Origin of the sequence: Olsenella uli, from assembly GCF_016899935.1 — a bacterium.
GTDB lineage: Bacteria > Actinomycetota > Coriobacteriia > Coriobacteriales > Atopobiaceae > Thermophilibacter > Thermophilibacter uli_B.
On sequence record NZ_JACJJK010000005.1, the window covers coordinates 149,243 to 163,337 of the forward strand.

The following is a 14,095-nucleotide window of genomic DNA, read 5'->3' on the forward strand; positions in this document are numbered from 1 at the left end:
CTATTCCAGGTCGAGGTCGATCGTGGTGCCCTCGAAGACCTTGTTCACCGTGCGGACGGCGCACATCTTGCCGCACATGGTGCAGGTCCCCTCCGTCGAGGCGGGCGAGGCCTCGTAGCGCGCGCGGGCCGTGTCCGGGTCGAGCGCGTAGGCCCACATCTCGTCCCAGGCCAGGCGACGACGGGCGTCCGCCATGCGGTCGTCCGCCTCGCGCGCGCCGGGCACGCCCTTGGCGATGTCGGCCGCGTGCGCTGCGATGCGCGTGGCGATCAAGCCATCGAGCACGTCCTTGGCGTCCGGCAGGCAGAGGTGCTCGGCCGGCGTGACATAGCAGAGGAAGTCCGCACCGGCGCTCGCCGAGATAGCCCCGCCGATGGCCGCCGTGATGTGGTCGTAGCCCACGCCCACGTCGGTCACGAGCGGCCCGAGCACGTAGTAGGGCGCGCCGTGGCAGAGGCGCTTCTCCATCACCACGTTGGCGGCGATCTCGTTGATTGCCATGTGGCCCGGCCCCTCGATCATCACCTGCACGCCCGCGTCCCAGGCGCGCTTGGCGAGCTTGCCGAGCTCGATCATCTCGGCCGTCTCGGCGGCGTCGTTGGCGTCGTAGAGGCAGCCCGAGCGGCACGAGTCGCCGAGCGAGATGGTCACGTCGTACTCGTGGCAGATCTCGAGCACCTCGTCGTAGTGCTCGTAGAAGGGGTTCTCGTTGCCCGTGACCTCCATCCAGCCAAAGAGAAGGCTCCCGCCCCGGGAGACGATGTTCATGAGGCGGCCGGTCTCCTTGAAGGTGCTGATGACGGAGCGGTTGATGCCGCAGTGGATGGTGAGGAAGTCCACGCCGTCCTCCGCGTGGGCGCGCACCGTGGCGAGAAGGTCCTCGGCGGTGAGCTTGACGAGCGGCTTCTCCATGTAGCCGATGGCGTCGTACATGGGCACGGTGCCCACCATGAGCGGCGTGCGCGCGACGAGCTCCTGGCGGAAGAAGCGCGTCTTGCCGGAGTTGGAGAGGTCCATGATGGCGTCCGCGCCGTACTTCTCAGCCGTGCGGACCTTCTCCCACTCCACGTCCGCATCGGCCACGTCCCCGGAGATGCCCAGGTTGACGTTGACCTTGGTGGAGAGGCCCTCGCCCACGCCGCGCGGCACGAGGCCCTTTTCGAGGTGGCGGACGTTGGCCGGGATGGCGATGCGCCCCGCCGCCACGCCCGCGCGGATGAACTCCGGGTCGCGCCGCTCCACCTCGGCAACGGCGCGCATCTCGGGCGTGACCTGCCCGGCGCGGGCGTAGTCGAGCTGCGTGACGAGGTCCTTCTCGCCGCGCGGCGTCCGTCCGCCCGATTTCTCTACAGCTGTGCTCATACGCAAGACTCCCTCCGTTGGCATTACCCATGTCAGGTTCCTCGGGTCGGGGCGGGCGCGCCCCCTCTCAGCCTGCCGTCCTGCAAGCTCCCCGCGCTATGCGATTGTCCGGCGGCGCGCCGTCCGTGCGCCGGCCGCCTGCGGGCAGTATAGCGCGCCGGCGCGCGGGGCGCGGCGACAAAATCCGCGCGGGCGGCCGTGGGCCAGGCGCCGGGCGAGAAGGACGCCGCGCCGCAGCCGGTCACCGCCGTGCGAGCCAGGTGTACGCCGTCACGGCGTCCCAGGCGTTCTGCCCGCTGTCCTGCGCGCCCGGCGCGTGCGCCGTCACGAGCACGTAGAGCCGGCCGTCGACCTCCGCGGCGCTCGCGAGGCACAGGCCCGCACCCTCGGTGTAGCCCGTCTTGCCGCCCAGGATTCTCCCGTCCGGCACCTCATAGCTGGTCAGGCTCTCCGAGAGCGTGCTGCGCAGCGTGAAGCCGCCAGGGTGCTGGTTGGTCGGCGGGACCACGTGGGTGGCACACGTGAACGCCGCGCGGAAGTCCTCGTTTTGGAGCGCCGCGCGCAGCAGCGTGGCCATGTCGGCGACCGTCGAGTAGTGGCCGTCCTCGTCCAGCCCCGTCGTGTTGCAAAAGTGCGTGTCCGTCATGCCGAGCTCCGCCGCCCGCTCGTTCATCAGGGCGACGAAGGCGTCCGTGGACCCGGCCGTGACGCGGGCGAGCGCCTGGCAGCACTCCGCACCCGACGGCAGCAGCGCCCCGTACACGAGCTCGCGCGCCGTGGTCCGCTCGCCCGGCTCAAAGCCCGCGAGCGAGGCGTTCGCCTCGTAGAGCCCGGCAAAGTCGTCGCCCGTCACCGTGACCGGAGCGTCCAGGTCGCCGATGCGCTCGACGGCCACGAGCACCGTCATCATCTTGGTCATGCTGGCGGGCCGCATGCGCTCGTGCGCGCCCTTCTCGGCAATCACCGCACCCGAGGCGTCCTCGAGCACGGCGTACTCGCTGTACAGCTGGGGCAGGCCGGAGCCGTCGGCCCCGAGGTCCCCGACGCCCCGGGCCGCGCCGCCGGCCCACAGGACCACGAGGCCCACGATCAGGGCCGCCAGCAGCGCCACCGCGAGCGCGGCGAAACACCCCCTCCGGCGCCGCGCCCTTCTCGCAAAGATCATGCGCCCCCTCGAGCGAACCATGGAAGCCTCCCCCTGCCGCGCGGCCGTCTGTCAGGCGCCACGCTACCGGAGGAGGCCCCGTCGTTCGTTATGGTCGGGTTGACCCTTGCTTAAGGTTGTCCTAAGGGCGCCGGGCGAGAAGGACCTCGCGCCGCGTCACGCCTCCCAGCCGGGGCCAGGAAGGCCACGCCGCGCGACGGAGCGCAGCGCCGCCAGGCCCGCAGCGGCCGCGACGAGCGGGGCCGCGAGGTTCACCGCCACGGACGCCCACGCGCCGAGCGCGCCGCACGCCATGACGGAGAGAAATCCGCAGCCCAGCGCGGCAACGATGCCGCCGAAGACGCCCACCATCATGGGCAGGCCGCGCTTGACGACCTCGGCGGGCGTGGTCCAGGCGAGGTTGGGGCGGGACGCGTCGATCGCGAGGGCGAGCGCGGCAAAGCCCGTGAGCAGGCCGAGCGCGGCCACGGCGCACTGAAGCACCGTAAGCGGCGCCATGCCGCCCGCGAGCAGCGCCACGACGCAGACCACGACCGCCGCCCCGCCGAGCGCGAGGTTGGCGAGCAGCTTGGACGCCAGCACGGTCCCCGCGCCCACCGGCGCCGTGAGCATGAGCCAGGCCGCGCGACCCTCGAGCGAGACCGACGGCCCCGCCGTGAGCGACATGGCGCCGCAGAAGCCGAAGACCCAGGGCAGCGCGGCGTCGATCTGGTCGCGCAGGGCGGCCACGGTGCGAGCGTCGAGCTCCACGCCGTTCACGGCGCCGCTCGCGAGCAGCGCGTCCACGCCGACCACGGCCATCGCGACCGCCGCCACAACCATGAGAATCATCCCCACGCAGCAGTTCATCGCGTAGAAGGGCATGGAGCCGATGCGCCGCAGCTCCTTGACCGCGAGCGCGACGAGCGGGCTCGCGGCGGCGGACCCTGCCGCGACAGCCCGGCGAGAGGAGCGGCGCGGCCCGGACATGGCCACGGCGTTCACCGCCGGGTAGCAGGCCGCGAGCCCCGCGGTCACGACAGCCGGCAGCGCGAGCGAGAGCGCCGCGAAGCCGGCGAGCCCCGCGAGCGAGCCCTCCCCCACCGCCGCCGCAGCCCAAGCGGCCGGCGGGTAGGCTGCCGCCACAGCGGCGGAGAGCATGGCCGCGACGTCGCCCATCGCGGCGAGCGTCGCGGCGTCGTCCTTCTCGCCGGACGCCCCGCCGAGCGCGAAGGACCCGGCCACGATGCCCGTCACCAGCAGCACCGAGAGCACGAGCTGCACCGCGCCCGCATGTCGGAACCGCACGGCCACGGCCGTGAGCGCGAGCGAGACCAGCGTGGCCACGGCCGCCGGCGCGAGCGGCGCCAGCACCGCGCAGAGCAGCGCGGACAGGACCGCCGGCGGCGTCGGCGCGACCGCCGAGAAGTACGCCGCGTAGAGGGGCGCCGCCAGCAGCACCGAGACCGCCACGCCAAAACCGTAGAGCGGCGCCGTCCGCGCGAGCACCACCGTGCGCGTGGGCACCGGCAGTGCCGCCACGAGGTCGTAGTCCCGGCAGCCGAAGACCGTGCCGGGCGCCTTCACAAAGACGAGCGCCACCGAGGCGAGCGAGCCCATGAGCGCGGCGAGCGCCGGGATGGCTCCCGCAGCCCCGGCGGCAACCATGCCAAAGCCGAGCGCCCCCAGGTAGACCACGGCCATCCCGGCGAGCAGGACCACGAGCGCCGCCACGCCCACGGCCCGCAGCCGGCCGGAGCCGCGCCGGACGCCGAGGCCGTAGAGGAGCGCGCGCACTTGGAGAAAGAGCAGTGGACCGAGCGCGCGGCCGGCGGATGACGTCGTTGCCATGGCGCTCACCTCGTCCTTCTCGCCGGATCGGCGGACGCGGCCGCGGCGTCCTTCTCGTCCACCAGCTCGAGGAACACGTCCTCGAGGGACTCCGAGCCGCGCACCTCGTCGGTGGGGCCCGAGGCCACGAGCTCGCCGCGCCGGATCACGGCCACGGTGTCGCAGAGCTTCTCCACCACCTCGAGCACGTGGGACGAGAAGAACACCGCGCCGCCGGCCTCGGCGCGCTCGCGAAGTATCGCCTTGAGCTCGTGGGAGGCCGACGGGTCCAGGCCCACGAACGGCTCGTCCAGCACGAGGAGCGTGGGGTCATGGAGGAACGCGCCCACGAGCACGAGCTTCTGGCGCATGCCATGGGAGTACGCGGAGACCGGCTCGCCGAGGGCGTCCGCGAGCTCCAGGCGCCCCGCGAGCTCGTCCACGCGCCGGCGGCGCACGTCCGCCCCCACACCAAAGACGTCGGCGATGAGGTCCAGGTACTGTACGCCGGTGAGGAAGTCGTAGACGTCCGGGTTGTCCGGCACGTAGGCCATGCGGCGCTTGGCGGCCACGGGCTCGGCCCAGACGTCCGTGCCGCAGACGCGGATCGTGCCGGACGTGGGCGGCTGCGCGCCCACGACCGAGCGGATCAGCGTGGTCTTGCCCGCGCCGTTGTGGCCGATGAAGCCGCAGATCTCCCCGGGCGCCACCACGAGCGAGAGGTCGCGCACGGCGACCTTGCCCCGGTACTCCTTCCGATAGTGACTGACCTCGAGCACGCGTTCCATCTCTCCTCCTTCGGGAACGTGGAAAAGGGACAGTCCCTTTTCCACATCTGCTATAGCTGGTCTATAACAGATGACGGGTATGCTAGCACTTCTCCGCGCAGACTGCTATAGTTCACATAGAACAGATTTCCGCAACAAGAGGCTCATGGTCATCTCGGTCGACAAGCTCTCGGACACGCCGCTCTACCTGCAGCTGCGCGACGCCGTCATCGCCGGCATCGCGTCCGGCGGGCTGCGCCCCGGCGACGCCCTGCCCTCCGTGCGCTCGCTCGCCGAGGACCTGGGCATCAACCTGCACACCGTCAACAAGGCCTACGCGACGCTGCGCGACGAGGGCTACGTCATCATGCTCGGCCGGCGCGGCGCCTACGTGGCCGACGCCCCCGCCGACCCCGCCGCCGGCATGGACGAGGCCGCGCTCGCCGAGGCACTCGCCAAGCTCGCCACGGAGTTCAAGGCGTCCGGCGGCACGCGCGCGGCGTTTCTCGCGGCCGCAGGGCGCGCGGCGGCGGACCTGGACTAGGAGCCGCCCATGTCACCCGACCTCATAGCGCTGGTCACGAGCGCGTCGATGGCGCTCATCACCTTCCTCTCCGGCTGCCTCATCGCCGCGACGCCCTGGCTCACCCGCGGGCGCGAGGCCTTTGCGGTGAGCGTGCCCGAGGCCGCGCAGGCGGACCCCCGCATCCGTCGCATGCGCCGGGTCTTTCTCGCCTGCGTCCTCGCGGTCTCGGCCGCGTCCGCCGGCGCCGCCCTGCTGCTCTACGCCACGCACCCGCTCGCGATGGCGGCGGTCGTGTGCGCACCGGTTGTGACGGGCTTCGTGCTCATGCTGGTCTTCCGCGCCCGCGTGCAGGCCATCAAGCGCGCCGAGAGCTGGGAGACGCGCACGACCCGGCTCGCCGCCGTCGCCGGCGCCGCCGAGACGAACGCGCCCCGCCCGCTCCCGCTCGCTTGGAACCTCCTCTACGTGCCCGTGATCCTGGCGACGCTCGCCCTCACGCTCGCGCTCTACCCGCAGATGCCCGACCCGGTGCCCGTGCACTTTGACGCCGCAGGCGTGGCCGACGACTGGATGGCCAAGGGCTGGCAGGTCGTTGCCATGCCGGTCGCCGTGCAGGCGTTCATGGCGCTCTGCCTCACCGCGTCTCACTGGCAGATCCTGAGGAGCCGCAGGCCGACCTCCCCCGAGCACCCCGTTGCCTCCGCCATCGCCTACGGCATGTTCGCCCGCGCCCAGAGCGTGGCGCTGCTGGTCTCGGGCATCGTGATATGCGCGTCGATCGCGATCATGCCGCTCGCCTTCGCCGGCGTCGTCACCTCGGACCAGTCCTTTGTGGCGCTCATCGTCATCATCGTCGGCGCGATACTTCCCAACCTCGCCGTCGCGCTCGTCTACGGCCAGGCCGGCTCGCGGCTGCTGCGCCGCATGACGGCCGCCGGCGAGCTTGCCTTTGACGACGACGCGCACTGGCGCCTGGGCCTCTTCTACGTGAACCGCGAGGACCCCTCCGTCGTGGTGCCGCGCCGCTTTGGCGTGGGCTGGGCCATGAACTGGGGAAACCCGCGCGCCTGGGGTCTCGTGGCGGCGTTCGTGGTTGTGGTCGCGGCGTTCGTGGTGGGGCTGGAGGTTCTTCTCGGCTGATTAACGTACATAATCTGATTCCGCTTCATATAAGTGCAGGTTTCAGGTTTGTGGATTGTCGAATTATGTACGTTAATCGCCGGGCCGCCGACGGCGGCGCCGCTCGTCCTCATCGTGGACGACGAGCGCGACATCGCTGACCTGCTCGAGTCGTACTTCCGGCTCGAGGGGTACCGCACGCTCGAGGCCCACGACGCCGCCGGCGCCGTGGCCGCCGCCCACCGCTCCCCCGACGTCATCCTCCTGGACGTGAACCTGCCCGACGCCGACGGCTTCTCCGTCTGCCGAGAAATTCGTGAGCTCGTGACCTGCCCGATCATCTTCCTCACCGCCCGCGTGGAGGACGCCGACGCGCTCACCGGCTTTGCCGCCGGCGGGGACGACTACGTGACCAAGCCCTTCTCGCTCGACGTGCTCGGCGCCCGGGTGCGCGCCCAGCTCGCACGCGACCGCCGCCAGCTCGACCGGGCCACCATGCGCTTCGCGAGCGGAGTGGCGGTTGACCTCGCGCGCCGCGAGGTGCGCGTGGGCGGCCAGAACCCGCAGGTCGCAGAGCTCGCTCGGAAGGACTTCGGCATCGTGGCACTGCTCGCCAGCCGACGACGGGCCGGGCTTTGTCGAAGCCGCCCTCGCACGCGCCGCCGAGCCTTTCTGGGGCGAGTCCAAGGGGTCGGGCGGGCACCTGGGCCTTGGGCTCTACGTCGCGCGGACGCTCGCCGAACGGCACGGCGGCAGGCTTGAGCTTGCCAACCGCACGGGCGGCGGTGCCCTCGTCCGGGTGTGCGCCCAGGCGCCCGGGACCCCGCAACGTGACGAAAACGCCACCTCCCGTTGAGAGTTTCTTGACCTTCGTCCCGTAGGCTTATGCCCGGACAGCAACGAGCGAGAGGAGCCCCCGATGGCGAGAAGAACGACGCGGTTCGGCACGGTCGTGGCGGCGGTCGCCGCCGTCCTGCTCCTCGGCGCGGCCGTCGTGGCGTTTGGCCCCAGCCTCTGGGCGTTCTTCACCGACGGCGACGCGGTGCGCGCGTGGGTGGACGCGCAGGGCCCGCTCGCGCCTGTGGCCATGGGAGCGCTCGTCGTGGCGCAGATCGTGGTGGCGGTGCTGCCCGGCGAGCCGGTGGAGCTCGCGGCGGGCTACCTCTTCGGCGCGTGGGAGGGCACGCTCGTGTGCCTGGCGGGCGGGCTCGCGGGAACGCTCGTCGTGACGGCGCTGGTCCGGGTCCTCGGCATACGCCTCGTGCGGACGTTCTTCTCGGCCGAGCAGCTGGAGGGCGTCGCGTGGCTCAGGGACTCCGCGCGCTTTGAGCTGCTGATGCTCGTCGTGTTCCTCATCCCCGGCACGCCCAAGGACGTCCTCACCTACGCGGCCGGCCTCACCACGTGCCGCTGGTGGCGCATCGCGCTCATCGCCACGGTGGGCCGGATCCCCTCGATCGTGACCTCGACGCTGGCGGCGGGCTTCGCCTCTGCCGGCAACTGGGGCGCAGCGGGCGTGACCCTTACCGTCACCCTCGCCCTCGTGGCCGCCGGCGGCGCCGGCTACGCCGCCCTCCGCCGCCGCGAGGCCGCTCGCTGATTCACGTTCTGATATATCAGACGTAGCGCGCGTAGTCCTGCAGCGAGTGGAAGATGTGGGCGATCACGACCTTGCCCTCGCGGAATGCGTACAAGACGACATAGCGCATGACAGGCATCACGCGATAGCCGCGCGCGGCGACCTCCGGCATCTGGCTGAGCGGATGCATCTCCGGATGCTCGCAGGCAAGAAGGACCTTTGACTCAAACTCCTCGACAAAGCGCCGGGCAGCCTTCCTGCTGTCGAGCTCAACCGACAGGTAGCGCACGATCTCCTCGAAGTCCGCCTGGGCGCGCGGGAGAAGGACGTAGTCACAGGCCATACCTCTCCCTCACGCTCGAGACGAACGCGGCGCCATCGACGTAGTCGCCCTCTTCGTACGACCTGTCCGCATCCGCGAGCACGCGCAGGAGGCGCGCCTTGGCAACCTCCTCACGCATGAGGTCGTAGTCCTCGGCGCGCATGACCACGAACTCGCTGTAGCCGTTCTTGGTGACGGTGACGGGTTCGGAGGACTCCCTCACGAGCTTTGCAAACGCCGCCGTGTCCTTCATGTCGCGAACGGGAACGCAGACTGCCATGTCAGCACCTCTCCTCATGCACGCGTGACCGTGGCCCAATAATACCACGCTGGCGCAGACGCACCGATTGGCTGACAATCATCTCAATGTAAGCAAATTAGATTTCACCTACACGGGCCACAAACTACGGAAGCTAAACTGCTACGCCACCTGGTGTCGGCGGAAGGAGAGCGCGGCCACCGGGGTCGCCACGAGCGCGCATGCCACGTAAACGACGAGCACCATGCCGATGAGATCGAGCACGACCGGACCGAGCGGGTAGGACTCGAGCGCCGAGAAGAGCACGCTGAAGTTGGCAAAGTTGAGCGGGAAGAGGGCGAGCACGCGCTCGAGCGCGCCCACGCCGGCCGAGGGGACGAGCCCCGTGAGCAGCACGAGCACCACGTCCGCGAGAAAGACCGCGAGCGTGGAGCGGGTGCGCGAGGACGCCGCCAGCGTGAGGCACGCAAAGCCCAGGCACGCGGCGTACATGAGGCCCACGGTTGCGAGCGCGGCCTGGCCCGCCGTGAGCGGGTACGGCGAGGTGAGCGCCATGCTCTGGACGGAGAGCCCGAAGCCGTCCGCCCCGTAGAAGGCCAGGGACACACCCACGATGATCGCCGCGCAGAGCGCGAAGTAGGCCGTTACGTAGGCGAGCGCGGCCACGACCTTGGCCACCACGAGCGACGAGCGCCCGCGCCGGGTGGCGAGCACCACCGCATCCGCGCCGGAGCTGTACTCGAAGGAGAACGTGGGCGCCAGCGTCACGGTGACCGCCAGGATCGCAAAGACGAGAAACGCCGCGCAGTTGACGATGTTGTCCCAGCCGCCCGAGTAACCGTACGTGATCGGCTCGGGCACCCCAGCGCGCAGGTCCGTCCAGTAGGCGCGCTCGGCGTCGGAGTACTCCCACATGCCGCCCTGGCCGTCGTCGAGCGTCTGCTGGGTGAGCTCGGCCGCCGCGCCGTACCAGTCGGCCGCCATCTCCGGCGTTACGCGGGCCGCCGTCTGCGCGGGCTCCTCCCTCGCCACGCGCCAGGGACGTAGGAGCCAGCTCCAATAGGGGTTGTAGAGCTCATCCACCTCCTCGGGCGAGAAGCTCTGAGCGATGAGGGAGTAGACCGCTTCGCCCGTCATCTGGTTCACGGCATCGCGGTCGATCCGCGAGAAGAGCCGCTCCTGGTAGGCGGCGATGTCCGATGCGGCGCGCTCGGCGGTGACGACGCCCGCGTACTTCTCGGCCTCCGCACGGTTGTACGCGATGGCATCGATGCCGTTGTACTCCTCGCCGGCAAAGCTCACCGTCCGGTTCTGCGTCACGTTGAGCGCCATGATGGCCACGAGAAACACGAGCACACCGACGTTGGCCGCGAGCGCCACGCGGCGGGAGAGCATCTTCTTGAGCTCGAACAGGATGAGCCTAGGCATGGCGGTCCTCCTTGAAGTGGGCGCCGCGGGAGGCGCGCGGGGCACCGGCCCCGGCAGCCGCACCGTCGCGGAACAGATACAGGTACAGGTCCTCGAGCGTGGGCTCCACCGGCGCCGAGCCCGGCACGCGCGGTTCGTCGGCCACGTAGCGCAGCAGCACGCGCCCGTCCTCCGCGTGGCGGACGTTGCCCACCGTGAGCGCGGCCTCCAGCGCCTCGGCCCGCTCGGCCGGGACCGCGGCCTCCCAGACCTTGCCCTCGGCCTCCGCCACGAGCGCGTCAGGCGGTCCAGACAGCACCACCGAGCCCGCGCGCATCACGAGGATCTCGTCGGCGATGTGCTCCACGTCAGAGACGATGTGGGTGGAGAGCAGGACGATCTTGTCGCGCGCGAAGCCGGCGATGAGGTTGCGGAAGCGCACGCGCTCCTTGGGGTCGAGCCCGGCCGTGGGCTCGTCGAGCACGAGGACCTCGGGGTCGTTGAGGACGGCCTGCGCGATGCCCAGGCGCTGGCGCATGCCGCCGGAGAAGGTCCGGATGCGGCGGCGCTCCTCGCCCGCGAGGCCCACGCGCTCCAGCAGCGCAAGCGAGCGGTCGCGCGCGTCGCGCCGTCCCAGGCCCTTGAGCGCCGCCAGGTACTCCATGAAGTCAAGCGCCGTGAACTCCGGGTAGTAGCCAAAGTCCTGCGGCAGGTAGCCGAGAAGCGCGCGGTACTCGTCGCCCATACGCGCGACGGGCGCGCCATCGTAGCGCACCTCACCCGAGGTGGGGCGCAGCACCCCGCACACCATCCGCATGAGCGTGGTCTTGCCGGCGCCGTTGGCACCGAGCAGGCCGTAGACGCCGGGGGTGAGCGTCGCGCTCACGCGGTCCACGGCGATCTTGGGCCCGAACTCGCGGGTCAGCCGATCGAGCGTCAGTTCCATCCTGCACGTCCCTTCTCATCCATGTTCTTCTCGCCTGGTCTCAGAGCGCCCCAGCGGGGGCGGGCGCGTCGGCAAAGCCGGATGCCGCCGCACGGAGCCACGCGCGGGCCTCGGCCGCCGCAAAGGCGAGTGCGAGCGCGGCGGCCACCCACCAGGCGAGCGCGGCGGTCGGACCGAAGGCCGTCGGCCAGAGCGTGCGCGCCGCGACGCAGAACGCGCACACCCCGGCTGCAGCGACAACGGCGGCGACGGTCGCGTCCGGGCTCGCCGCGCGGCGGGCGGCGAGCAGTCCCGCCCCGAGCGCCGCGAGGTAGGGCGCGAGCCCCTGAGCGAGCACGGCCCAGGGCGTCCCACCCGCCGGCCCCGCGAGGACGGCGAACGCCGCGATGACGAGCGCGTCTGCGCCGCAGAGCGCGAGCCCCCGGGCGCACGCGGCGGCTTGGGCGTTCACCGGGCAGGCCGCCTCAAGCTCGGCCATGCCGCAGGAGCGCGAGCGCGTGACCCCCGCGACCGAGGTCAGCGCGAGCGCCGCCCCCAGGACGGCCGCCGCCGTCCCCACGCCGACCCCGGAGAGCGCGCACGCCATGGCGAGAAGGACGAGCGCCGCGTGCAGCGCCCACGTCCCCGCCCCGACGTGGCGGGCCTGCTCGGCGACGACCTCCAGCGCGTGCGGGCGCGCGGGCCGGGCCAGCTCGGCCGCGACCGCCTCCACGAGCGCGCGGGGCACGACGGCGCCTGCCGTGGCACCGGCCGCCGTCCGGTAGTGCTCCCGCAGCGCGTCCTCGAGGGCACGTCTTTCTCGCCGTCTCATCGTGTGCCTCCCCGCTCGTCCGTCGTAACGCCCAGGTCCGCCCGCAGCGCCTCGAGCGCCGCGTTCAAGGTCCTTGCCGCCGCGAACCTGCTCATCCCCAACACGGCGCCCACCTCGCCCACCGTGAGGCCCTCCCCGTAGCGCAGCTCCAGCGCCTCGCACTGGGCGCGGGGCAGCCGGGCGAGGGCGGCGGCCAGGTCGCGCGCGTCGTCGGCGTCCCCCGGGTCGCCCCCGCCGGGAAGCGTCTCCGGCAGCGGCTCCCAGCCGACGGCGCGGCCGCGCGCCAGGTCGGCGCAGACGTTGCGGGCGATGGTGACGAGGTAGGCGCGGGCCCGACCCCGCTCCCGGTAGCGCGAGCGCGCACGGACGAAGCGCAGAAACGTCTCCTGAGCCGCGTCCTCGGCGAGCCCCGCCGGCGCGTGGCGGCGGCAGTACCGCAGCACGTCCGCGTAGTGCTCGCCGACCAGCCGCTCCGCCTCGTCGATGTGACCGTCCTTCTCGCCCACGCGCTCACCCCCTCTATTCGTAATAACGTCGCGAGGGCCCGCCATGAGCGGAAGAATTTGCGTTCCCGGCTGCGCCGACCCGAAAAAACCTCACAGGTGGTGTCTCTTTTCCTGAAAGTCTCCGACGTTTTCCCAGTTGGCGGAGAAACTGGTTTGAAAAAGATTCACCACCTGTGAGGTTTTGCCGCAGGTCCAAAGAGCCGAGCGGTCACGCGCCCTTGCGCGCGACCGCGACACAGGCGGTCGAGCCCACGCGGCGCCAGGAGACGTCGCTGAACCAGGTTCCGAGGATGCGGCGCAGCTCGGCCTCGGAGTAGATGCGGACGTCTCCCTCGCGCGAGCGCGGCATCCAGGCGTTCATGATCGCACGGGCCGGGGCCGGCTGCCACGCGTCGCCGACGACGAGCGCGCCGCCGGGCGCGAGCACGCGCCACACCTGGAAGGCCGCGCGCTCGGGGTCCGGGTAGTGGTGGAAGGAGTCGTTGCACCAGGCGGCGTCGAAGCTGGCGTCGTGGAATGGCAGGCGCTCCGCGTCGGCGAGAAGAACGTCGGCCCGGTCGCGCAGGCGCGAGCGGGCGGCCTCGACCATGCGCAGCGAGAGGTCGACGCAGGTGAGTCGCGCATCCGGCAGCGCGTCGAGCATGAGCTCCGCGAGCGCGCCCGTGCCGCAGCCCAGATCGAGCAGGCGCGGCGCGGAGTTGCCCGCCACGGCACGCATCACCTCCGCGAGCACGTGCGGGTAGAGCCGACGCGCGTGCTCGCCCTGCATGCCGGCGTCGTAGGTCGCCGCCTGCGCGTCGAAGGCCGCGCGGGAGCGTGAGCGCAGCAGCTCGGCGTTCTTCTCGTCCATCTTGTTCCCTTCTGTTGAGCAATGTTCAATACTGTCGACCGAAAGAAGCCCCGGCCGCAGCCGGGGCGAGGTCCCTAACCCGTGGCACCCGTCGAGCGGAACTCGGCGAGAAGGACGCGGAGGTAGCGGCGGGCAGCCGCAACGGCGGCCTCGTCCGGCATGCCCGGGCCCGAGGCAAGTCCCACGCAGGCGTAGACCATGATCGCCGCGAGCTCGTCGGCGTCCCCGGCCGACGCGCCCCGCCCCGCCGCGTCCGCCTCGAGCGCCGCGCGCAGGTGCGGACGCACCGCCTCGCACATGGCGAGCGAGAGCCGGTCGTGCAGGGCCCCGTGCCCCTTGGCGTGGAAGAACTCGGCATAGGGGTAGCCCCCGTGCCGCGCGCCGGTGGCGAGCGCGCGTTCGAGCTTCTCGTCCAGCGGGAGGTCCTTATCGTCCAGAATCTCGCAGACGCCCTCGGCGCAGCAGCGGGCATAGTCCTCGATGGCTTCCGCGAACAGGCGCTCCTTGGAGTCGAAGTAGTGGTAGGCGAGCCCCGGCGCCACCCCAGCCGCGCGCGCCACGGCACGGACGGACACGTTGTCGTAGCCCTCCTCGGCGAAGAGCCTCATGGCGCACGCCAGCAGCTCGCGCCGGCGCTCCTCGGGGTCCATCACGGTTCTGGGCATGG

At 71.5% G+C, this 14,095-nt stretch carries 16 protein-coding genes, 1 pseudogene and 1 riboswitch; of the genes and pseudogenes, 5 read left to right on the plus strand and 12 right to left on the minus strand.

The window, feature by feature from the left end:
- The 4 genes from thiC to H6A07_RS06105 all read right to left on the minus strand — a co-directional run bounded on the left by thiC (window position 1) and on the right by H6A07_RS06105 (window position 5,124).
- Entirely contained in the window at window positions 1–1,362 is a 1,362-nt protein-coding gene (thiC, locus tag H6A07_RS06090) for a phosphomethylpyrimidine synthase ThiC (protein WP_204814044.1), read from the minus strand.
- Window positions 1,354–1,466: riboswitch (TPP riboswitch) on the minus strand. Its footprint overlaps the gene before it by 9 nt.
- Before the next feature lie 137 nt (window positions 1,467–1,603).
- Window positions 1,604–2,548 carry a D-alanyl-D-alanine carboxypeptidase family protein gene (locus tag H6A07_RS06095; RefSeq protein WP_204814045.1) on the minus strand — a complete coding sequence of 315 codons (945 nt, stop codon included), beginning with the start codon at window positions 2,546–2,548 and terminating at the stop codon, window positions 1,604–1,606.
- 135 nt (window positions 2,549–2,683) lie between these two features.
- On the minus strand, window positions 2,684–4,357 hold the full coding sequence (locus H6A07_RS06100) for a hypothetical protein (RefSeq protein WP_204814046.1): 1,674 nt from the start codon (window positions 4,355–4,357) through the stop codon (window positions 2,684–2,686).
- A 5-nt stretch (window positions 4,358–4,362) separates the two neighbouring features.
- The gene (locus tag H6A07_RS06105) at window positions 4,363–5,124 is read right to left on the minus strand and encodes an ABC transporter ATP-binding protein (protein WP_204814047.1); all 762 of its coding nucleotides are present in this window, start codon (window positions 5,122–5,124) and stop codon (window positions 4,363–4,365) included.
- A gap of 145 nt (window positions 5,125–5,269) precedes the next feature.
- On the opposite strand from H6A07_RS06105, the gene H6A07_RS06110 reads away from it, so the two are divergent.
- From H6A07_RS06110 to H6A07_RS06125, 5 genes and pseudogenes are all read left to right on the plus strand, one after another.
- Window positions 5,270–5,647 carry a GntR family transcriptional regulator gene (locus H6A07_RS06110; protein ID WP_204814048.1) on the plus strand — a complete coding sequence of 126 codons (378 nt, stop codon included), beginning with the start codon at window positions 5,270–5,272 and terminating at the stop codon, window positions 5,645–5,647.
- Between the two features lie 9 nt (window positions 5,648–5,656).
- Window positions 5,657–6,769, plus strand: a complete 1,113-nt coding sequence (locus H6A07_RS06115; protein ID WP_204814049.1) for a DUF1648 domain-containing protein — start codon at window positions 5,657–5,659, stop codon at window positions 6,767–6,769.
- A 114-nt stretch (window positions 6,770–6,883) separates the two neighbouring features.
- Window positions 6,884–7,138, plus strand: a pseudogene (locus H6A07_RS10440) (response regulator); the annotation flags it as partial.
- Window positions 7,139–7,268: 130 nt separating this feature from the next.
- A complete protein-coding gene (locus H6A07_RS10445; protein ID WP_369334320.1) occupies window positions 7,269–7,604 on the plus strand; it encodes an ATP-binding protein in 336 nt (111 codons plus the stop codon).
- Window positions 7,605–7,667: 63 nt separating this feature from the next.
- On the plus strand, window positions 7,668–8,348 hold the full coding sequence (locus H6A07_RS06125; protein WP_204814051.1) for a TVP38/TMEM64 family protein: 681 nt from the start codon (window positions 7,668–7,670) through the stop codon (window positions 8,346–8,348).
- A 16-nt stretch (window positions 8,349–8,364) separates the two neighbouring features.
- On the opposite strand, the gene H6A07_RS06130 is transcribed toward H6A07_RS06125, so the two are convergent.
- The 8 genes from H6A07_RS06130 to H6A07_RS06165 form a co-directional block, all read right to left on the minus strand.
- Window positions 8,365–8,670 (minus strand): type II toxin-antitoxin system RelE/ParE family toxin, encoded by a 306-nt coding sequence (locus H6A07_RS06130; RefSeq protein ID WP_204814052.1) that lies wholly within the window; start codon window positions 8,668–8,670, stop codon window positions 8,365–8,367.
- Entirely contained in the window at window positions 8,660–8,929 is a 270-nt protein-coding gene (locus H6A07_RS06135; RefSeq protein ID WP_204814053.1) for a type II toxin-antitoxin system prevent-host-death family antitoxin, read from the minus strand. The genes H6A07_RS06130 and H6A07_RS06135 overlap by 11 nt, the downstream gene beginning before the upstream one ends.
- Before the next feature lie 141 nt (window positions 8,930–9,070).
- Window positions 9,071–10,336: an ABC transporter permease subunit gene (locus H6A07_RS06140; RefSeq protein ID WP_204814054.1), complete on the minus strand. Its 1,266-nt coding sequence runs from the start codon at window positions 10,334–10,336 to the stop codon at window positions 9,071–9,073.
- Complete coding sequence (locus tag H6A07_RS06145; RefSeq protein WP_204814055.1) at window positions 10,329–11,261, minus strand: ABC transporter ATP-binding protein; 933 nt, start codon at window positions 11,259–11,261, stop codon at window positions 10,329–10,331. Before H6A07_RS06145 ends, H6A07_RS06140 begins: the two co-directional genes overlap by 8 nt.
- A 40-nt stretch (window positions 11,262–11,301) precedes the next feature.
- Window positions 11,302–12,072, minus strand: a complete 771-nt coding sequence (locus tag H6A07_RS06150; protein ID WP_204814056.1) for a hypothetical protein — start codon at window positions 12,070–12,072, stop codon at window positions 11,302–11,304.
- Window positions 12,069–12,578: an RNA polymerase sigma factor gene (locus tag H6A07_RS06155; RefSeq protein ID WP_342636568.1), complete on the minus strand. Its 510-nt coding sequence runs from the start codon at window positions 12,576–12,578 to the stop codon at window positions 12,069–12,071. The genes H6A07_RS06150 and H6A07_RS06155 overlap by 4 nt, the downstream gene beginning before the upstream one ends.
- A gap of 208 nt (window positions 12,579–12,786) precedes the next feature.
- A complete protein-coding gene (locus H6A07_RS06160; protein ID WP_204814058.1) occupies window positions 12,787–13,428 on the minus strand; it encodes a class I SAM-dependent methyltransferase in 642 nt (213 codons plus the stop codon).
- Between the two features lie 74 nt (window positions 13,429–13,502).
- Entirely contained in the window at window positions 13,503–14,093 is a 591-nt protein-coding gene (locus H6A07_RS06165; RefSeq protein WP_204814059.1) for a TetR/AcrR family transcriptional regulator, read from the minus strand.
- Window positions 14,094–14,095 lie beyond the last annotated feature (2 nt).